This is a genomic window from Pontibacter diazotrophicus (assembly GCF_003367245.1).
GTDB lineage: Bacteria > Bacteroidota > Bacteroidia > Cytophagales > Hymenobacteraceae > Pontibacter > Pontibacter diazotrophicus.
Window position 1 is genome coordinate 1 of the sequence record NZ_QRGR01000008.1, and the last position, 20,681, is coordinate 20,681.

Annotated in this window: 17 protein-coding genes; 16 read left to right on the forward strand and 1 reads right to left on the reverse strand. The window is 45.5% G+C overall.

What is annotated here, in order from left to right:
• Nucleotides 1-331 (reverse strand): hypothetical protein (locus DXT99_RS08115; protein WP_220273365.1); only part of this gene is annotated, 331 nt, incomplete at its 3' end.
• 222 nt (nt 332-553) lie between these two features.
• Here DXT99_RS08115 and DXT99_RS08120 point away from each other — a divergent pair.
• From DXT99_RS08120 to DXT99_RS08190, 16 genes are all read left to right on the forward strand, one after another.
• A complete protein-coding gene (locus tag DXT99_RS08120) occupies nt 554-781 on the forward strand; it encodes a hypothetical protein (RefSeq protein ID WP_115565048.1) in 228 nt (75 codons plus the stop codon).
• Between the two features lie 6 nt (nt 782-787).
• Complete coding sequence (locus tag DXT99_RS08125; RefSeq protein ID WP_115565049.1) at nt 788-1,747, forward strand: bestrophin family protein; 960 nt, start codon at nt 788-790, stop codon at nt 1,745-1,747.
• A 364-nt stretch (nt 1,748-2,111) separates the two neighbouring features.
• The gene (locus DXT99_RS08130) at nt 2,112-2,507 is read left to right on the forward strand and encodes a hypothetical protein (RefSeq protein ID WP_147294187.1); all 396 of its coding nucleotides are present in this window, start codon (nt 2,112-2,114) and stop codon (nt 2,505-2,507) included.
• 200 nt (nt 2,508-2,707) lie between these two features.
• Nucleotides 2,708-2,950 carry a hypothetical protein gene (locus DXT99_RS08135; RefSeq protein WP_115565051.1) on the forward strand — a complete coding sequence of 81 codons (243 nt, stop codon included), beginning with the start codon at nt 2,708-2,710 and terminating at the stop codon, nt 2,948-2,950.
• A gap of 299 nt (nt 2,951-3,249) precedes the next feature.
• On the forward strand, nt 3,250-3,387 hold the full coding sequence (locus tag DXT99_RS26985; protein WP_181885068.1) for a hypothetical protein: 138 nt from the start codon (nt 3,250-3,252) through the stop codon (nt 3,385-3,387).
• Nucleotides 3,388-3,578: 191 nt separating this feature from the next.
• Entirely contained in the window at nt 3,579-3,926 is a 348-nt protein-coding gene (locus DXT99_RS08140) for a hypothetical protein (RefSeq protein WP_246000578.1), read from the forward strand.
• A 224-nt stretch (nt 3,927-4,150) separates the two neighbouring features.
• On the forward strand, nt 4,151-4,843 hold the full coding sequence (locus tag DXT99_RS08145; RefSeq protein ID WP_115565053.1) for a hypothetical protein: 693 nt from the start codon (nt 4,151-4,153) through the stop codon (nt 4,841-4,843).
• Between the two features lie 593 nt (nt 4,844-5,436).
• On the forward strand, nt 5,437-6,645 hold the full coding sequence (locus tag DXT99_RS08150; RefSeq protein WP_115565054.1) for a site-specific integrase: 1,209 nt from the start codon (nt 5,437-5,439) through the stop codon (nt 6,643-6,645).
• Between the two features lie 569 nt (nt 6,646-7,214).
• Nucleotides 7,215-7,898 (forward strand): RNA polymerase sigma-70 factor, encoded by a 684-nt coding sequence (locus tag DXT99_RS08155; protein ID WP_115565055.1) that lies wholly within the window; start codon nt 7,215-7,217, stop codon nt 7,896-7,898.
• 259 nt (nt 7,899-8,157) lie between these two features.
• Nucleotides 8,158-9,180 carry a FecR family protein gene (locus tag DXT99_RS08160; RefSeq protein ID WP_115565056.1) on the forward strand — a complete coding sequence of 341 codons (1,023 nt, stop codon included), beginning with the start codon at nt 8,158-8,160 and terminating at the stop codon, nt 9,178-9,180.
• Between the two features lie 363 nt (nt 9,181-9,543).
• Complete coding sequence (locus tag DXT99_RS08165; RefSeq protein ID WP_246000579.1) at nt 9,544-12,894, forward strand: SusC/RagA family TonB-linked outer membrane protein; 3,351 nt, start codon at nt 9,544-9,546, stop codon at nt 12,892-12,894.
• 24 nt (nt 12,895-12,918) lie between these two features.
• Nucleotides 12,919-14,379: a RagB/SusD family nutrient uptake outer membrane protein gene (locus DXT99_RS08170; protein WP_115565058.1), complete on the forward strand. Its 1,461-nt coding sequence runs from the start codon at nt 12,919-12,921 to the stop codon at nt 14,377-14,379.
• 120 nt (nt 14,380-14,499) lie between these two features.
• Complete coding sequence (locus DXT99_RS08175; RefSeq protein WP_115565059.1) at nt 14,500-15,900, forward strand: sulfatase family protein; 1,401 nt, start codon at nt 14,500-14,502, stop codon at nt 15,898-15,900.
• A 114-nt stretch (nt 15,901-16,014) separates the two neighbouring features.
• Nucleotides 16,015-17,709, forward strand: a complete 1,695-nt coding sequence (locus DXT99_RS08180; protein WP_115565060.1) for a sulfatase family protein — start codon at nt 16,015-16,017, stop codon at nt 17,707-17,709.
• 12 nt (nt 17,710-17,721) lie between these two features.
• Nucleotides 17,722-18,864, forward strand: a complete 1,143-nt coding sequence (locus DXT99_RS08185) for a formylglycine-generating enzyme family protein (RefSeq protein ID WP_115565061.1) — start codon at nt 17,722-17,724, stop codon at nt 18,862-18,864.
• A 37-nt stretch (nt 18,865-18,901) separates the two neighbouring features.
• On the forward strand, nt 18,902-20,392 hold the full coding sequence (locus DXT99_RS08190) for a sulfatase (protein WP_115565062.1): 1,491 nt from the start codon (nt 18,902-18,904) through the stop codon (nt 20,390-20,392).
• The last annotated feature ends 289 nt before the right edge of the window (nt 20,393-20,681 follow it).

The window sequence follows — 20,681 nt, forward strand, 5'->3', positions numbered from 1 at the left end:
GAAGCGTGGGGTCCAGAATGGGCGTATGCCGGATAACCGGAAGATGGGCGAAGTCCTCGTGTCTTGCGCCAGAGAGCGCGTAGAGGGTGTACTCTTCTCCTTCTTCATTGTACTTTTTATAAAACAGAGCCCCGAACTTCGCCTTGCTGATTTGGGTGGCAATGTCTGTCACATTCTGTACCACCTTATCTAGTTCCAACTCAGATGTCAGCATGTTGCCTACCTGGTTGATCAATTCCAACTGTGTGTTCCTTTCCTCCAGCTTTCGCTGTGTCTCCCTTAACTGCAGGAGCAGTTCCTGCTGCTCTGCTTCTGATTGTTTAAGTTCCATTCTTATTTTATGAAAGAGATACAAGAAGCATGTTCTATAACTGCATCTTCTTTTTAGGATGTAAATTTACTAATGTAATAACTGTGCCTGTAGCGTATTAATCCTTAATCTGTTATGTACAAATACCTGTATTAGCTAGCTTATCTATGTATTCCATTAGTGCGGGAGGCACAGAGCATGCTCTCAGGTTAACGATGATGGTTTTGTAGAGCGGGCAGGGTTTTGTGGAGAATTCGCCACAATGAGCTGGTAAGTTGGGTTGAAGCATACTTTTCGAACCAGGTGCCTCAAACGGAACTCAACAGCCTGCAGTTAGTTTCCGGCCAAAGCAAAAAGCTTCTGCCGGAATTCAGGCTCGTGAAGTTACAGCGGGAGTTGGACGCCAAGGTAACAGATGGAATGTCAAAACTATTCTCCCCGCCCGAAGTAAACAGCTTAGTGTATTTATGATGTTAAATGATAGTCCGGAGAAATTTGAGCTGGAGGGGCATCCTCCACTATACATGGAAAAGCCTGCTTTACTACCTGCTGCTGGCAGTCGCTGTTTACCTTGCCCATGACCACTATCAGGTGGCTTACCTGAGTATGCCTTTCAACACCGTTACTATCTTCAGTACGGCGCTGGCTATCTTTCTTGGTTTCAAGAGCAACAATGCCTATGAAAGGTGGTGGGAAGGCCGCAAGATTTGGGGGCTGCTGGTTAACTACAGCCGCGCCTGGACGCGTCAGGTGATCACGATGATGATTCCTGAGATAGAAGCGGATGCCCCAGCCGTAAAAGAGCTGCAGCGGCGGATGGTGTACAGGCACATTGCCTTTGTGCATGCGCTGCGCGTATTCCTGCGAATAAAGCACGCTTACAATGAAACGGACCAGGAAGAAATTTACGAGGAAGCTAACAGATACTCTGACATACAGGCTTTTCTATTGGAAGATGAATTTCAGGCTTTCTACCACAAAAACAATCCGCCTAATTTCCTGCTTGAGCTGCAGGGCGAGGACTTGCAGCAGGCCTTCAAAAGAGGCTGGCTCTCAGACTACCGGTTTGTAAAACTGGAGGACACGCTGGTGGAGTTCAACAACATTCAGGGCATGAGTGAGCGAATCAAGAACACGCCTTTCCCACGCCAGTACAGCTTTTTCTCCCGGGTTTTCGTGTTTATACATGCCACGCTGCTGCCCTTCGCTTTTGTGAGTGAGTTGGGTTTTGCCACTATCCCTGTCTCCGTCGTCATTTCCTTTGTGTTTCTGGCGCTGGATTTGGTGGGCGAGCGAACCGAGGACCCTTTCGAGAACAGGCTGGAGGATGTGCCACTCACCGCCCTCAGCCTCACTATAGAAACCAATATCAAGGAGCAGTGGGGCGATGAGGACTTTCCTGTCAAGCAGACGACGCAGGAGGGCATTGTTTTGTAACACCCAAGTTTATGCCGCATCGCCGGGTCATAATGCAGGATGCCGGAGCTTAGCCTGGGAGAGTAAGGTAGTGTTTCCTCTGCGGGAAAAGAAAGGTGCTGTTCCTCACTGCCTCCACGTCCGCACACACGTTGTAGTGAAGGTGACGGAGGCTATACACCCGTTGAAGGCAAACGGCCTGTCTCGTATCAGGGCTTAGAAGGCTATGGTGAGGCTGAGGGTATGGAGTGCTGCGTTAAGGCCCGTAACACAACAAGGAGGCGATTCCTAAGGGCTATATAATGGGTACAAATAAAAATTTAATATATACTAATTATCCGATAAAAAGTACCACCTTTGAGGCTCATAGTCAAAGCCCAACTACTTGCTCGTTTCCACTGGAACATTTGCCCTTGACTATAACCCTGCAACAGATATTCTCGCCGCCTGCATGCCAGACATACGGCAGCACGAGTTGACGCAGGTAAGCTATTGCCTGGGAATCATCATTGAGGCAGTCAACAACTACCATATCCGCAGCTTGCTGATAGATTGCAGCAATTCTGTTGTCGAAGTCGAGGACAGGACCTACAACGCCATCGCTACGAAGTTTGCCACAGCTCTGAGAGCAACCCGTTTGAAGAAACTGGCTTGGGTTATAGCCCCAAAAGCCAGGCTTTACAGCGCACTCAGGCAGGAGTTGAGCCCGCCCATAAAGCTTGTGGGCTTCTCCGGCAAAGCCGAAGCAATGGAGTGGCTGCTGCAGTTGGAGCCAGCTTAACCTGGAACTGCGCTGCATGAGATAAAAGGCGCATCTGTATAAGCTAAGCCCCTGTTTACAAACTGCCTCTCCTGCGATGCGGCCCTATCTCAGCAAAAGGGATAACCGGATTTTCAATATATAAATAAATACATATACTAAGTAACCTATCTTCATGAAAAACAGTTACCTTCATATCCCCATATAGGGATTCTGGAGATATGAGCGAACGGACTGGCTTTCTAAACAATCTTGATAAATGCAACCTGGTGGTGCTTACCCCGGTCAGTAAAGACCGGACTTACTGCCGCTTTTTCCTGGACGGCCTGTACATGGACAGGATGTATGTTTCTGATCCTGCCCTCGTGGCCAAGCTTAGTCAGCTAAGCGGAAAAGGAGAAGAAATAAGCACTGGAGGGGTAGCCAGATTAAAGCAACTGTTTATGGGTGTGGCCATACTGTAAATGCCTCTTGCATGAGACCATCCCTGGCTCCAGCAGTTCGCCAGGCAACGCAACTACCCCGCCAAAGATTGAGCCTTTCTATCCTGATAGCAGTATAAGCTTCTGTTTTGCACCTCAAAATCCCGCGTTTCCGGGACAGAATGTAAGGTGCATTTTCCCGGAGAGACTCCCTTCAGAGAGAAGTCGGCTAGCAGGCATTCGCATGAAATGGTTATTTCTTTGAGGAAATAATAAAGCGATGTCTCTGATAATACTGCATGATGTGCCACGAAAGGCCCTGCTGCGTTTTCCTCTATCATATGGGCGGGTTCTTTGCCGAGGCCTTGCACTCAGTAGCAGACAAAAGGGTGATGCTGGTCTATGAGTTTAATAACACATGGATACAGGCTCCTTACCTGGAGGAGGTTGTTATATCAGAACTGATAAAGAGGGAGTGAAAAAGCCACCACCTCTCAACAGGGCCATGATAAGGAGAACACCGAGTAGGTTGTACCCGATATGCAGCAAAAACTGTTATCACTTTTGGTGAATAAAGGTTAGCAATTCCGTTTGTTTCTGTGAGTTACACGTTAAGAGTGATATACTTATTGAAGACTAAATGTCAGGAAAAAACAAAAAACAATTCGGCGTGTGGTTAGATTCTAACCATGCCACTGTAGTAGGCAGAGAATTAGTGGACAACGGGAGTTTTGTTGTTTTGGCCGAGGCTAAGAATGATGGCCCGGGAAGCAACTCGAACGAAAATACCGGCAACAATGCCGAACAATCGTTGCAGCAGAAATTTTTTAAGGAAATAACCACGCACCTACAGAATGCTGAAGAAGTACACGTAACCGGTACGGGTATTACGCAGGAACAATTTATACATTTTATGGCGCAAACTGCCCAGTTTAAGAATACGGTAGCCAACGAAAGTACTTCGCTTAAAATGGGCGACGAAAAACTAGTGGAGTATATTGCCCAAAAATTTAATTAAGCACTTAAAATTTTAATAAAGAAAGCTGCTTCAACAATTTTGAAGCAGCTTTCTTTATTATTATCCGCTTTAGGTAAAACGCTTGGATATTTTTCTAAGTTTCTCTTCACTAATAGAAGTGACCAGCCTACTATTCGAACTATTCACTTTTGTTATCAATATCATCGGCTCAGTCCATTTTGCAGCATTGTGCGTGGAACATGCCTTTTAAATAATTTACAACCATGAACTATACTATAACAATTAACAGCGCGAACACCGTAGAAGCCATTTCGGAATATTGGTCAGAAGAGGATTATGTAAATTTACTTTTGAAATTTAATTATCCGGATGCCGAAAATGCGCCCAAAGATACCTTGGAAGAGTTGCTTTTAATGGCTATTACTGATTATGAACCCAATGAAGCAGCCGCAATTATTCTGGAATATAAACTTGCCGACAAAATCAACGAGGGGCAAATAAGCCAAATCTCCAATGATATGTTACTGGATAAAATATCGGAAGAATACCCTGATATAAGTTTGCATGCCCCGTTGTTCCATATCAATCAGCTTTTATATAAAGCCTTTAACGGTAAATTTCCTAACGCCAAAGCCACGCAAATAAACCTTTCTATTACCCCCTTAGACCAGGCGGAAGAACCTGATTTTACAAAAGAGAACATACTGCGTTTACTGGATAAAGGATTAGCTGACAGCAACCTGATTAAGCGTCTTTTTAGCGAACAAATGGCCGGTAGCAAACCTTTTCCGGAAGCAGAAAACATTATATGGGAGCTAGAGGCTATTAACAATAGAGATTACAGTATTCTAACTTCCGACTATTGGTTAAGTAAGACTGATATTGTAGCAGGGGAATTTGAAGGAGTACTTGAACAAGCTACCGATTCAGTAGAAATGAATTCAAGGGAACTATAACCTGTCCCGGGGATGACCACAGGAGAATATCTAATAAGTGGCATCCCCGGAATTGGTTTCTAATTGACCAGCCTACAAGCCAAGGTATACCTATTTATTTGGCTGATTCAAAACATGCTACCAGCATGCGCTGGAACAGGGGCTACAAACCTTTATACGTTCCTAAAGCGCCGCTATTCTCGATCTCCCGTGCCTTATAAAGTAATATGCTTTATCGTGCTGTGGCGGATGTATTTCCCGTGGCTCTTCAGCGCCTGCATTAGCTGCTGATTCTTCTTTGCCTCTACCAAGTAAGAGGAACAGTTTTTACTTTGGCAGGAAAAGTTTAAGCTAAAAAGAAAAAGGACTTACGAATTAACGTAAGTCCTTTTTCTTTTTAGCTCCCCCTCCTGGGCTCGAACCAGGGACCCCATGATTAACAGCAATTAGCCTCTTGACCTTGTGTTGTTTTTGTAGTTTGTTAATTGCTGTTATTCAGCTTGTTATGGAAATATTTATTTATCATAATTTTTGAATATTAGTGGTTGTTTTCTACTTTTGTTTAAACCATATTTAAACCGGTGGTAAGATTAAACAACTAAAAATTAGAGAACATGGCCTCAGTGAAAGTACTCCTTTACACCTCCAAGGTGCTCAAGAACGGCGAGCATCCCATTATGCTGCGTCTAATCAAAGATAGGAAGATCAAGTATGTATCACTGGACCAGTCTTGTAACGCAGAGCTGTGGGATTCTAATGAGCAGCGACCTACTAAAAAACATCCCCACAAGGTAGAGCTTAACATTAAAATCTCTAAAATTATAAGTGATGCCAACAAAATCATCCTAGACTTTGAGAACAACGACCAGCACTACTCTGTGGAGGATATTGCCAAAGCGCTCAGCAAAAAGAGCGTCGGCAAGCTCACCTTTTTCAAATTTACGGATGAGCTTGTACAGCGTCACAAAAACGTAGACAAGATCGGTACTGCTGATGCTTTTCAGAATACTAAGCGCACCGTATCCCGCTTTACAAATGGGAAAGACATCACCTTTAAAGAGGTAGATTACATCTTCCTGACACGCTTGGAGGATGATCTGCTAAAGCGAAAGGTGGCAGAGAATTCCATAGCGGTTTACATGCGCACCATTCGCTCTATATACAATAAGGCCATAGCCGAAGGGCACGCGCGTGAGGCTGAGTATCCCTTTAAAACATACAAGCTGACCAAGCTCAACACAAAAACCAAGAAGCGGGCGCTGACGAAGGACCAGGTAAAGAAAATCTCGGACCATAAACTCGAACTTGGTAGCAAGCTTTGGATGGCCAGAAGCATCTTCCTGTTCTCCTACTACTGCCGAGGCATCAATTTTATTGACATGGCCCAACTCAAGTGGGGCAATATCCGAGACGGCAGGCTGCACTACACCAGGGCAAAGACCGGCCATCAGTTCAACATCGCCCTGCTGTCACCAGCCCTGGAGATACTTGACTACTACAGGAAAAATCAAGACGGATCAGGGTTCATCTTCCCGATCCTGGGTGCCTATCATGATACGGAGCAGAAGGTGAAGAATCGTGTAAAGAAGATAATGAAGGAGGTGAACAGCAACCTACGCACGGTGGCAAGCAAGGTGGAGATCGACTTCAATGTCACCACCTATGTGGCCAGACACAGCTACGCTACCGTGCTCAAGCGGCAGAACGTGTCCACTTCCCAAATAAGTGAGGCCCTTGGCCACAGCAGTGAGAAGATCACGCAGGTCTACCTAGACAGCTTTGAGAACACAGTGTTGGACGAGGCCGATAAGTTCTTACTTTAATAACCTTTTAACTCAACTAATGACTAAATGAAAGAAGCCTAAATCAGCTACAGAGTGGCAGAGGAGGTGTTGAACAGCAAAGAGATGATTTTGAAGCAAGACTTCGAGTTAAGCTAAATGATGTGTCAATCATGTAAGATAAGGGCACAAAATAATTTGTATTGACTATAACAACTGTTATAGTCAATAGAGCGTTTACAGAGCTTTTCAGTTTTCGATATAGCTGCATTTAACCTAACGCAAAACCAATTATCACCATGGGAACCTTTCTGACTAACTATCAAGAAATTGGGAGAAGGTAAATTATATCGATTTGTTTTTTTTGTTATAGATAATTAAATATTATATTAACATTGTTAACAATAGTGATTAGTCACTAACTGCGATTCATTAAACGTTGCAGAGCTAAAATAAAAGCTCAAAGTATGTGCTAAGGATTTGTCTTCATCTGAATAAAGGTAAGAGAGTCGGAATAATGCTATGAGTAGCACTAAGTCTCTATAAAAGCTTTTACAACGGCATTCAAGAACAGCAGCCTACAATAATAAGAAGCTTTAACAAGGGTAAATATGAATAAGATTGTCAACTTGTTTTCTACTGTTGGGGGTGACGTTAACTTACCAGCCTCTAATTCAGAGGCTAAAGATGTGTTTTTGGATGGGAAAGAAGCTTCTGGTACAGATAACGAGTTATTTATCAGACAGGCTTTCAAAGACGACCCTAAATTAGGTTGTGAATTACTGTATCGACACTATTATCAAGGCTTATGCAGCCATGCTTCGCGGTTTGTCTATTCTAAGTCTATAGCTGAGGATATCGTATCAGACATATTCTGCCAATTTTATCTAAACGGCACTTTCATGGAAATATCGACCTCTTATAGGGCTTTTCTTTATAAGAGTGTCAGGAACAGGGCTTATAACTATCTTCGGCTAGAGGCTAAACGAACTGTAGAGTTAGATCCTGTTTATGAAAATAACACAGAGGCTGCCTGTCAGCAGCCTGACTCCGTTATTGAATATGAGGAACTGAGTCAGCAGGTGGAGGCTGCTATTAATTCCCTTCCGCCCAAGTGTAGAAAAATTTACCTGATGCATCGGTTTGAGGATAAAAAATACTCTGAGATTGCTGAGGCCCTTCAACTCTCACCCAGAACAGTGGAGGTGCAAATCAGAAAAGCAAGCCAGCTTGTGAGGGAGGCATTATCCAAAACTTGGATTCTTTACGTATTGCTGCTTCACAGCCTCTGCTAAGTCAACGCAGTACATCTTTTGCTTCAGAAGATGTATTTGAGCTGTGAATAATTGCCGCCGCCACCACTCTTTTATCATTTCCCTCCCTCTTTTTTTATTATTTCCTCTCCTTTTAGAGAAGTGCCTATGGTACGTTTCCCATAGAGGCTTGTTCAATAAAATAGGTGAAAGCCTTATTTAAAAAATAAAATGAAAATTTTTGCTTTTCGAGTAAGGGTTTTCCAGAGTTTAGTTGTCTATGTAGTATAAACCATATCAGATGTCTGTAAAACCATTGATAACAAGCGAACTCTTATTTGCCTATTTTGCAGGGAGGGCCACTGCTTTGCAGAAGCAGATGATAGAGGAATGGGTAGAAGAGGACGGTGATAACGAAGAATTCTTCTACGCATGCATGCACGAGTGGGAAGTAAAGCATCTACAATACAGTGCTGATACCAATGCGGCTGTTGCCAGATTTTACGACAGCATACAGAACCAAAACCATTTTGACTTACAGCCTGAACTTGAGCAGAGGAATTCTCTGGAAACGAAGAAGTCGAGAGGCTGGCAAAAATGGCTCATTGCTGCCTCTGTTTTGTTTGTTCTCCAGTTTGGAGCTTGGCTTATGCGTGATGCCATTCTATATAAAAGCTATACTACAAGCAATGGTGAAGTGAATTCTGTCATACTTATGGATGGAAGTCAGGTAGCGTTGAATGAAAACTCCAGCCTCCGGGTACCGCGCTTCGGATTCGGGGAATTAAGCCGCAATGTGCGTTTGAGGGGGGAGGCCAGGTTCTCAGTGGTGCACACGCCGGATGACAAAAAGTTTATTGTTTTTACAGACTCCGCTTTTCAGGTAGAAGTTCTTGGAACTGAATTCAACCTGTCTGCACGTGAAAGTGGCGCTAAGGTGGTGCTACAAGAGGGCAAGGTGAAGGTGCTATACCAAGGGACACCAGAGCAGGACTCCACTCCTCTGATTATGGCGCCGGGCGATATAGTTGCTCTTAATAAGAATCACAAGGAGCTACAGGTAAAGAAAGTACTGCATCCTCAAAATTACTCTGCCTGGCAGCACGGTCGGCTGGTTTTTGATAATACGTCTCTCCATGAGATCAAGGATCTGCTTCAGGATAACTATGGGTTAACCGTAGAAGTAAAGGGAGAAGATCTACTTAAAAAGACGGTTTCCGGATCCTTCAGGGCCAATAACGTAAATGAGTTACTATACGCTTTTTCTGAAATAATGAATATCAATGTAGTACGGCAGGATAGTCTCGTGATTTTTGTAAACTAGTACATGATAGACCATCCCTGTTGGAACACGTGAGATATGATTAAAACGCTGTTATTCTCCGGTAGTAACCAATCCAGTACTTGTACTTACAATTGAGTTTATATAATTATAATACACGATTAACAATTCATGTTTACGAAAGTGGTATCTGCTGTCGTAACATAGAGCGCACGTGGTAAAAAAGTGAAAAATCACGGCTATATAATCTTAATAAAACCCTAACAAGCTTATTTTTCATCGGCTAAGGAATATCTGCTATACAGCTGACAGGAATTCTATTGCCTTTATTTTAAGTCAAAGACAGTTATAAATTAAAAAAGAAACATAAAATGTAATCATTTTACCACTTTATCCCCTCTGAATATGAAAAAGAAAGTATACAAATTAAGTTCATGCGGCATGCTGATAGCGCTCCTTTCTACCTGGCAAATGCAGAGCCAGGCGCAAGTACTGGCATTTGAACCACGCACACAGGAGGCTCCCAAAGCATCAACTATCAAAGTACGGGATGCATTGAACAATTTCAGGGGGCACTATAAAGTAGACATATTGTTTTCTGATCAGGTGGTGAAAGAATATGCTGTTCCTGCAAACACCATAAACCTCAACCAACCACTGGAGCATAACCTGGAAAACATTCTAAAACCGACCGGTTTAGAATTTAAAAAATCTAAAGATGGAACATATCTGATAAAGCCAGCCGTAAAAAATGAAAAACATACACAGGCGCCTCCTCAGATTCGTACCAGCACACTAGACGCTGAAATAGTGGAGCGGCAGACAGGCAGAAGCATAAAGGGTGAGGTAACGGATGAAAGTGGGGTGGGGCTTCCAGGTGTAACCGTCATCGTAAAGGGCACTACTATCGGTACAGCCACCGGTGTAGATGGCACATTCTCTCTGAATTTACCTACCGGGAATGAGACCCTGGTTGTCTCTTATATAGGTTTCAAAACACAGGAAATAGCAGTAGGTGACAAGACTGTTGTCAATGTTAGTTTACAAACAGATGCAAAAGCCCTGGAAGAAGTGGTGGTAGTAGGGTATGGCGTTCAGAAAAAGAGTGACATTACCGGGTCTGTTGGAAGTGTAAAATCAGAAGAGTTAACCTCTTATCCTGTTCCGGACGCGGTAATGGGACTACAGGGAAAAACAGCAGGTGTTCAGGTGGTACAAAACTCTGGTGCGCCGGGTGCAACAGTTAGTGTTCGTGTACGAGGGGGTAACTCTTTGCAAGGTGGTAACGAACCCCTTTATGTTGTAGATGGTTTTGCGCTTACTGGTGCGCCTAATTCACTGAGCCCTAATGATATTGAATCCTTAGAAGTTTTAAAAGATGCCTCGGCCACAGCCATTTACGGTTCCCGTGGAGCAAATGGTGTTGTGTTGATTACAACCAAGAGAGGTAAAGCAGGAAAAGCACAGATAGATTTTAGCAGCTATTATGCCATACAGGAAGTTGGCAAAACGCTTGATTTGATGAATGCCAGGGAGTTCGCAGAACTTGCAAATGAGCGTGCTGTGAACGACGGTGTTCCTTTATTTTTTACACAGGATCAGATCAACGCGCTGGGTGAGGGAACAGATTGGCAGGATGAGTTATTCCGAAAAGCTCCCATGCAAAATCATTCTTTAACGGTGTCAGGGGGAAGTGAGAACTCACAATACTCTGTTTCTGGTAGTTATTTGAGCCAGGATGGTATCATTGTCGGCTCCAGTTTAGAAAGGCAAACACTTAGAGCTAATTTAAACCAAACGATTAGCCCTAAGATAAAACTGAACGTCAATACTATTCTGAGCAACACGGATAACTCGCAATTAAACAGTGATAACGGGCAAAAAGGAAATTCCGTGCTGAGTGCAGTTTTAGGAGCACCTCCCACTGTTACCCCCAAAGATGCAGATGGCTTTTACAGCAACATAAGACCTTACTCCTTCAGCCCGAACAGTTTGGAGAATCCTTTGGCATTAGCTTTAGAAAGAAAGCAGGATGTTAACCAGAAATCTATATTAGCCGGAACCGCTCTTACCTATGAACCAATTGAAAGGCTGATATTCAAAACCTCGGTAGGTGTAGAATCAAATTCCTACAGAACAGATATATTCTCTCCCTCTATTATTTTTGCCACTCCGAAAAGCCAGGCAAGCATCGGATCTACGGATATCATGAATATCCTGAATGAAAACACAGTCGCATATTCAAAGCAGTTGAAGGAAGATCATGATGTGTCGCTTTTGGGCGGAGTTACCTATCAACAAAATACCTTTAAGACTTTTAACACCGGTAATACAACTGGTTTCTCTACCGATGAGTTAGGTGCCAATAACCTGGGAGCTGGCAGTGTTCCTGGATTCGCAACAAGTGCCACAGAAAAGTGGGTTTTATTCTCTTATCTGGGCCGTGTAAACTATTCCTACAAAAGCACATATTTGCTTACCGCCAGTATGAGGGCCGACGGTTCATCTCGTTTTGGGAACGGCAATAAATGGGGGTATTTTCCATCTGCTGCGTTTGCATGGAGAGCAATCAACGAGGATTTCGCCAAGGATCTGACTTACCTCAGTGATTTAAAATTCAGGCTGTCCTACGGTATCACCGGAAACAGCGCCCTTTCCCCTTATCAGACGCTGAACACACTGTATGCTTACCGCACGGTATACAATGATCAAAACTACATCGGATATGCCCCCAGCCTGACCATGCTGGCAAATTCCAACCTGAAATGGGAAACGACTGCCCAGTATAACGCGGGTATGGATGTGGCATTTTGGAACAACCGACTCTCTTTCACAATGGACTACTACAGAAAGGATACCAGGGACTTGCTGGTAAATGTCCCGCTTCCAACCTCTTCGGGCTATACAACCTCCATCATGAATATCGGAAAGGTTAGAAACACAGGTACTGAGCTGGGCTTAAATGCCATCATTGTTGATAATGAGTCTTTTAAATGGGACATGAACCTGAATGTCTCCAAGAACAAAAGCTTGGTGGTCCAATTAGACAAAGACAGTGATGTATACGGAGTAGTATTGCCCCAGCCAGTATCAGCCTCTGTGAATTTAGTGCGGGTAGGCCTGCCAGTAGGAGTCTTCTATGGTTATATGGAAGATGGGTTAAATGAAAATGGAGACATCAGATATAAAGACCTGAATGGGGATGGTACCATTAATAACAACGATAAAGCCGTGATAGGTGATCCCAACCCTGACTTTTTATACAACTTCGGCTCCAGCATGTCTTATAAAAGCTTTGAGCTGACATATCTATTCCAGGGAAAGCAGGGCGGAGATCTTTTCAATATGAACTTAGCTTCTCAAGGTAGTAGCTTTTACTTTGGGGAAAACCAGCTGAAGGATGTGTATGAAAACTATTGGTCTGCTTCTAATCCCGATCCAAATGCGAAATATCCGAAGATAAGTGCCAATGCTAAGTTTCGTGAGTCTGACCGTTTTGTGGAAGACGGTTCCTTCTTGAGGTTGAGAAACATACAGCTGGCTTATAACCTTCCAGTCAGCAAAACATCCATTAAGTGGATGCAGGGGTTCCAGATTTATGCAAGTGCACAGAACTTGTTGACATTTACGAATTACTCCTGGTATGACCCTGAGGTGAACACAAGAGGCGGTTCCAACTCAGTCTCTATGGGCATCGATAACTCAGGATATCCCAATGCTAAAACTTATACTTTAGGCGTACGCGTTAAGCTTTAATCTTTCAATTTCAAGGATAATAATATGAAAAGGATCATAATTGCTTCTTTAGTTTGTCTGTCTTTTCTTGGAACATCTTGTGAGGACTTACTGGAAGAGGAACCACTGGATAGGCTATCCTCTAAAACATTTTATAAAACGCTAGCAGACGGGAATGCAGCGGTGAATGCGATATACAACCCACTACGGACAAATTATGGGTTCCGATACGGAGCACAGTATACAGCGGTGTCAGATTACGCTTCAGGTCAGGGTTTCTATATCCCAGTAGCCTCCTATCAGGGGTATCCCAGTTCGATCATATCCGTCACGGACGGTGAATGGGCTTACTTTTACCAGGCAATCAATCTAGCGAATATCGTACTGAAGTATGTCCCTGGAATAAATGCCTCTGATGCTGATAAGAATGCCTTACTGGGGGAAGCACGTTTCCTGAGAGCACTGAATTACTATTCCTTGGTAAGAGGGTGGGGCGGTGTTCCTATCAGAACGAGCCCTACAGAGGACTTTTCCAGTTTAGGTGGCAAAAGAGCTTCAGTGGCTGAAGTGTATTCCCTCATTATCGATGACCTGAAGTATGCTGAAACCGCGCTCCCTTCCTCCCAAAGCCTTGCAGGAAAGCCTACGATGTGGTCTGCTAAAACGATGCTGGCAGATGTGTATCTGACGATAGAAGATTTTGCGAATGCGCGTGACAAGGCAGACGAAGTGATAAGCTCCGGGGTATACTCGCTGGTTCCTGTTAGCCAGGCCGCCGACTTTGAAAAAATCTTTGGGCCGGATGCAGTTACTTCTTCTGAAGACATATTCTCATTGAAGTTTCAGAGAACGGATGACTTAAGCTTTATTCCTCAGTTTTACGCCCCTTCCAACAGTGTCTACGCATCCACTGGCTGGGGTACTTTCTTCGGTTTTCCGACATATCCTCTTTTAAGGGACTGGGACAGGAATGACTTAAGATATGACTTTAACTTATATACCTCCTATCCCAACAGAGCGGGCTCTACTAGCCAGACTTCAGCCGCCCAGCCTATCCGGTTCGGAAAGTTCAAAGATGCGGGTTATGCCCCGGGCGAGGGAAATGATTATCCGATTTACCGGTATCCTGATGCACTTTTGATATATGCGGAGGCGGCAAGTATGGCAAACGGCGAGCCTACTTCTTTGGCACTGGAGCGGTTGAATATGGTTCACAGGCGTGCTTACGGCTATACTCCTGATGCTGCTTCACCTGTTGACTTCTCTTTGACCGGGCACACAGCAGCATCATTCAGGGATTTAGTTTTAACTGAAAGAGCCTATGAGTTCCTGTGCGAAGACGGAAAGCGCTGGTTCGACCTAAAAAGGACGGGTACTCTAAAGGAAGTGATAAGAAACGCTAAAAACATAGAAGTTGCCGATTCGCACCTGCTTTTCCCTATTCCTCAACAGGAAATCAACAGCAACCCAGATTTAAGTTCTGCAGACCAGAATCCAGGTTATTAGCCGGCCTAATTTAATTGGACCTCTTGCCATAGGCTTCAAATCTACTTGGACAAATTAGATGATAGGTTTGATCTATCAAGCCTATCATCTATTTACCTAAAAACAAATATAACAGGCAGAATGAAAATCTTAAAACACACTTTATTCTCATTGTTAGCCACAATGCATGTTCTTTCTGCATTTGCACAAACTAAACAACCAAACATAATTGTCATTTTAGCTGATGACTTGGGGTATGGCGATTTAAGCAGTTATGGTCATCCTACTATTCGTACACCAAACTTGGACAAAATGGCGGCGGAGGGAATGCGGTTCACGCAGTTTTATGCTGCCGCTGCCGTTTGTACCCCCAGCCGGGCCGCTCTTCTTACCGGAAGGTTGGCTTTTCGCTCGGGTGTGTACGGGAAAGGTGATGTTTTCCGGCAAAATTCAGCCAGTGGATTGCCTCTTAATGAAGTGACGATGGCCGAGTTGCTCAAAAGCAAAGGTTATGTTACGGGTATGGTTGGCAAATGGCACTTAGGGCATCTGCCGGAATTTTTACCCACCCGGCAGGGCTTTGGTTATTGGTTTGGCGTCCCCTATTCCAACGATATGGGCAAAGTATTTACTACTCATAAAGATGGGGCATACGGTATACCTCCGGGGCCACGTCCAAATGCGCCTGCTTTGCCGCTGTATAGAAATGAGACAGTTATTGAAGAGGAGCCAGATCAGCGTTATCTGACCAAACGCTATACCGAAGAGGTTATTGAGTTTATCAAAAAAAGGCAGGACAAACCTTTTTTCATGTACTACGCTAGCAATTTTCCCCATACACCTCTATATGCTTCGCCTCAGTTTGAAGGGAAGAGTAAACGGGGCTTGTATGGTGATGTAGTAGCAGAACTGGACTGGAGTGTGGGACAGATCCTGAAAACATTAAAAGAGTTAAAGTTAGATCAGAATACACTGGTCGTATTCACCAGTGACAATGGCCCTTGGTTACCGATGCAGGATCATGCGGGTTCGGCAGGCTTGTTATATGAAGGAAAAAATTCCACCTATGAAGGAGGAATGCGGGTGCCGGCTATTGCCTGGTGGCCAGGAAAAATAAAGCCGAATGTAGTGTCAGAAGAAATCATCAGTATGATGGATTTGCTACCCACATTTGCCAGTATTGCAGGTGTTCCTTTACCTAAAGACAAAGAACTGGATGGTATGAATATCTCTGACGTGCTGTACGGTAAAAAGACACAAGTGAGAAATATGATCCATTATTATATAAATGAAAATTTATATGCAGTAAGAAAAGGTCCATGGAAAGCGCATTTTACTACTCATGCCTCCTACTCCCAGGAAGCGCCACTTGGTCATGAAACTCCTCTGTTATTCAACATTACAGAGGATCCTTCTGAAAAGTATGACATTGCCAACTCTTACCCGGATGTTGTTGAAGAACTAACGAAAGAGTACAACAAAATGAAATCAATTGCTCATGTGCCTTCTGAGATAGAGAAAGTTATACCCTCTAGTCAGTAGGCAGCTGAAATATTCACAGGAGAAAACATTACTCCAAATACTTGAATCATTTGTTGATTTAAAGAGGGTGAAGTAATAAAGTTCTTTGTTAGCCTTATGTATTAAACTTTGATCATGAGAAAGTTAATTTATCTGATTTTAGTGTTGGTTGTTTTACAGGTCAATGCTCAGAATAGTAATGGCAAAAAGCCCAATATTGTATGGATTACCTGCGAGGATATTTCTCCTTACATAGGTGTTTATGGGGAGAAAGCCGTGCGTACCCCTAACATAGACCAATTGGCAAAAGAGGGGGTGAAGTATGAGCACGCCTATACCACGGCTGGGGTATGTGCCCCCAGCCGCTCTGCCATCATCACAGGCATGTACCAAACCTCCATTGGTACACAGCACATGCGTACCCAGGCCATTGACCCGAAATACATGGGGGAGGGGGTTCCTAACTATTCTGCAGTAATTCCGGAGTATGTGAAGGCTTTCCCTGAATACCTCCGTGCCAGTGGGTACTACACTACTAACAACGAAAAGCAGGACTACCAGTTTGATGCTCCGGTAACTGTCTGGGACGAGAACGGACCAGCCGCCTCCTACCGCAACCGACCGACTGGAAAACCTTTCTTCTCTATATTCAACATCTTTATCACGCATGAGTCTAACTTATTCAAAAAAGACAGCCTCATGGTGGAGCCAGCGAAGGTAACAGTGCCACCTTATTATGAAGACACAGAGCAGACACGTATCGACATTGCCCGGCAGTTGACGCACATCCAGATAATGGACCGTCAGGTAGGCGAGATAGTCAGAATGCTGAAGGAAGACGGATTGTACGATAATACTATCATTTTCTTCTACAGTGACCACGGTGGGGCGCTTCCCTGGATGAAACGCGAAATACTGGACCGTGGCCTCCATATTCCGCTGATTGTACGCATGCCAGGCGGGCAGGAAACTGGCACAATAAGTACAGACATGATCAGCGGCGTTGACTTTGCGCCTACCGTACTGTCACTGGCAGGCGTTAAAGTGCCCAGCTATATGCAAGGGCAAGCTTTTCTGGGTGAGCAGAAAGCAGGGAAACCGCGCCAATACATCTATGCCGCAAGAGACCGGATGGATGAGAAGTATGACCGTGTGAGGGCCGTAAGGGATAAGCGCTTTGAGTACATCTACAACTACATGCCGGAGAAATCTTACTACCAGGACCTCGACTTCAGGTACGGTATTCCCATGATGAAGGAGATGCTAGCCTTACGTGATGCCGGTAAGTTAAACCCCAACGCGCTGGCTTGGTTTAAGAGCACCAAAGAGGTAGAGGAACTATATGACACAGAAAAGGATCCGCACCAGCTATATAATTTGGCTACGGAGCCGCAGTACAAAACCAAATTGGAAGAGCTGAGAACAGCCTTCAGAAAGTGGGAGAAAGAGGTAGGCGATATGTCTGCCGTCCCGGAGAGAGAAATGGTTTACGGCTGGTGGGGCGGCAAAGAAAAGGCTCCTGCTACGGCTACCCCACAAATAAGGGCTTCCAGCAAAGGCGCAAGAATTTCCTGTGACACGAAAGGAGCCTCCATTGGCTACCGCATTATAAAAGCCGGAGAAAAAGGCGAGGCTTTAAAGCATACAGTGCAAACCTGGGATTCAGGGTTTATTCGAGCACCTGACAACAATGGCAGACGGGTAGAGGCAGCACCTGTATGGCAAGTGTACACCGGGGAACGCCTCAAGCTGAACAGGGGAGACAAATTGATGGTGAACGCCATGCGCATTGGTTATGAACCAGCTATGGCCGAATACGTGCATCCATAAATTATCTATAATATGTTTTTAAGTAGAGTACAAGTTTTAGCCATACTTCTGAGTGCCGGGTTTTTATCCTGTTCCCAAGAGCAAAGCACAAGCCTCTCCAGCGACGCCATCACCCAAGAAGAGGAGATGGCATCCTGCCACAGCAGTATGCCATCCAGGTTTGCCTCAGCGGTTACTGCTGACACTTCTACTATTACTATCCGCTCGGGAAGAACCTCACAGGAGGGCATGGTGAAGATAGAAGGCGGAGAGTTTGTGATGGGCTCTTCTGACAATGAGGGAAGGACCGACGAGTTCCCCCGCCACACCGTAAAGGTGAAGTCCTTCTGGATGGATGCAACGGAGGTGACAAACGCACAGTTTACAGCATTCGTGCAGGCCACTGGCTACGTTACCACCGCTGAGAAAGCCCCTGACTGGGAGGAGCTGAAGAAGCAACTTCCCCCGGGTACGCCCAAGCCCGATGAGAGCCTGCTGGTGGCTGCCTCCCTGGTGTTCACTCCAACCGCTTACCCTGTCGCCCTGAGCGACGCCTCCCAATGGTGGAGCTGGGAGAAGGGAGCCAATTGGCGCCAGCCAGAAGGTGCTGGCAGTAGTATCGAGGGAAGGGAGAGCTACCCGGTGGTGCACATCTCCTGGGACGACGCCAATGCCTACGCCAAGTGGGCGGGCAAGCGACTGCCAACAGAGGCAGAGTGGGAGTACGCCGCCCGGGCGGGTATGAAGGACCAGCCTTATACTTGGGGAAAAGAGCCCGTGGCGCAAGGAAAGCCAAAGGCCAACACCTGGCAGGGAAGCTTCCCCTACAAAAACACCAGCTGGGACACGTTTGAAGGGCTGGCCCCAGTACAAAGCTTCGCCCCTAACGCCTATGGCTTGTATGACATGGCCGGCAACGTTTGGGAGTGGTGCTCAGACTGGTACCGGCCAGACTACTACAGGCAGTTGGAAGGCAAAGCCACTGCAAACCCACAGGGGCCGAATGACAGTTATGATCCTGATGAGCCCACCATTCCAAAGCGCGTTACCCGTGGAGGCTCTTTCCTTTGCAACGACTCCTACTGCTCCGGCTACCGCGTCTCGGCCCGAATGAAATCCGCCCCGGATACTGGGCTGCAGAACACGGGTTTCCGGTGCGTGGCTGACGCTGACTAAAGCTTTTAATTGTTTTTTAATCTTAATAGATAAAAATATGTACAGAAGAACCGCATGGCTGAGGCACAACTGCCTCAAAACGCTCCTGGTGCTGTTGGCGCTGCTTACCATGGCAGAACCGTCCACTGCCCAGAAGCGCTCCTCTAAGAAAAATGATAAGAAGCAGCCAAACGTACTGTTCATCGCCTCCGATGATTTGAACGTGGACATGAACGCCTTCGACAACCCCTTCATCAAGACGCCGAACCTGGACCGCCTGCGAAAAATGGGGGTGCGCTTTGACAAGGCTTACAACCAGTTCCCGCTGTGTGGGCCCAGCAGAGCCTCCATTATGACTGGTTTGCGTCCTGACAAGACACAGACAAAAGACCTGTTCACCTTCTTCCGGGACAAGATTCCGAACGTGGTGACCATGCCCCAAATGTTCATGAAGAATGGGTACTTTACTGCTCGTGTTGGTAAGATTTTCCACTACGGGGTGCCGAGCCAGATAGGCACCAACGGGCAGGACGACTCCCTGTCCTGGAACTATCGCGTGAACCCTAAGGGAATTGACAAGGAGCAGGAAGATAAAATCACCAACTACCAACCAGGAGTAGGGCTTGGTGGTGCACTGTCTTTCTGGGCTGCACCGGGCACGGATGATGACCAGACGGACGGGAAAGTGGCGAATGAGGCCATGAAAATTATGGAGAACCACAGAAACAAGCCTTTCTTCATGGCTGTAGGCTTCTTCCGCCCCCATACTCCTTTCGTGGCCCCGAAGAAGTACTTTGACATGTACCCGCTGGACAAGATCCAGCTGCCGGAGCAGCGTGCTGATGATTGGGCAAACAAGCCTGCAATTGCAAGATACACGCTCAAAGACCACTATGGCTTGAATGAGAAGCAGCAAAAGGAAGTGACGCAGGCCTACTATGCCTCCATCTCCTTCATGGATGCCCAGGTCGGCAAGCTACTTAATAAGCTAGACGAGCTTGACCTGACCGACAACACCATCATTGTCTTTTGGAGTGACCACGGTTTCTCTCTGGGCCAGCACGCGCAGTGGCAGAAGCAGACCCTTTTTGAGCACGTGGCCCGTGTTCCGTTGATTATCGCTGCCCCAGGCTACTCAAAGGACAGGATTACAGAGAGTCCTGTTGAAATGATTGACCTTTACCCAACGCTAGCGGAACTGGCCGGACAGACTCCTCCTAAGGAGATACAGGGAAAAAGCCTGGTGAAGCTTCTTAAGAATCCGGAGATAACAGAAGATGTCCCAGCTTATACAGACCTGCGAAAATCGATGGTAGAGCAGAAGTATTGGTACAAGAACATAGACAAAGAATACGACGGCCGCAGTGTGCGCTTCAGGCAGTGGCGCTATACGGAGTGGAACGATGGCAATGACGGGGCAGAGTTGTATGACTATGACAGAGACCCAAACGAGTTTACCAACCTGGCGGACAATCCGGACTATGCCGATATCAGGGCGATGCTGAGGAAAAAGCTCCATGAAGTAAGAGAGACACCTGGGCAGATCTAAAACAAAAGGAACCGCTGTACCCTGAACAGGTTGGGGTACAGCGGTTCTTATCGTACAAGGTACTGTATCATCAATTCGTTGCTAATATAGGGTCTGTAAGAATAGTACAGCCAAACTTTCTATGGGACGTTACGTGCAGACCAGCTGGTCTACGGCATTCTCATTGACAGGTTCGGGCGGATAAAACCCTTGGTTGCCGGACTGCTGCTCTGTTTCACAGCAGGTATAGGATGTGCCACGTTCCCTGATGTATATTTCGCAAATAGTAATGAAGCGTATCTACTCTCAA

Bases quoted from the DNA above. Each gene is read 5' to 3' on its own strand.
- DXT99_RS08125 (WP_115565049.1), top strand. From the start codon at position 788: ATGATAGTCCGGAGAAATTTGAGCTGGAGGGGCATCCTCCACTATACA.
- DXT99_RS08135 (WP_115565051.1), top strand. From the start codon at position 2,708: ATGAGCGAACGGACTGGCTTTCTAAACAATCTTGATAAATGCAACCTG.
- DXT99_RS26985 (WP_181885068.1), top strand. From the start codon at position 3,250: ATGGGCGGGTTCTTTGCCGAGGCCTTGCACTCAGTAGCAGACAAAAGG.
- DXT99_RS08145 (WP_115565053.1), top strand. From the start codon at position 4,151: ATGAACTATACTATAACAATTAACAGCGCGAACACCGTAGAAGCCATT.
- DXT99_RS08150 (WP_115565054.1), top strand. From the start codon at position 5,437: ATGGCCTCAGTGAAAGTACTCCTTTACACCTCCAAGGTGCTCAAGAAC.
- DXT99_RS08155 (WP_115565055.1), top strand. From the start codon at position 7,215: ATGAATAAGATTGTCAACTTGTTTTCTACTGTTGGGGGTGACGTTAAC.
- DXT99_RS08160 (WP_115565056.1), top strand. From the start codon at position 8,158: ATGTCTGTAAAACCATTGATAACAAGCGAACTCTTATTTGCCTATTTT.
- DXT99_RS08165 (WP_246000579.1), top strand. From the start codon at position 9,544: ATGAAAAAGAAAGTATACAAATTAAGTTCATGCGGCATGCTGATAGCG.
- DXT99_RS08170 (WP_115565058.1), top strand. From the start codon at position 12,919: ATGAAAAGGATCATAATTGCTTCTTTAGTTTGTCTGTCTTTTCTTGGA.
- DXT99_RS08175 (WP_115565059.1), top strand. From the start codon at position 14,500: ATGAAAATCTTAAAACACACTTTATTCTCATTGTTAGCCACAATGCAT.
- DXT99_RS08180 (WP_115565060.1), top strand. From the start codon at position 16,015: ATGAGAAAGTTAATTTATCTGATTTTAGTGTTGGTTGTTTTACAGGTC.
- DXT99_RS08185 (WP_115565061.1), top strand. From the start codon at position 17,722: ATGTTTTTAAGTAGAGTACAAGTTTTAGCCATACTTCTGAGTGCCGGG.
- DXT99_RS08190 (WP_115565062.1), top strand. From the start codon at position 18,902: ATGTACAGAAGAACCGCATGGCTGAGGCACAACTGCCTCAAAACGCTC.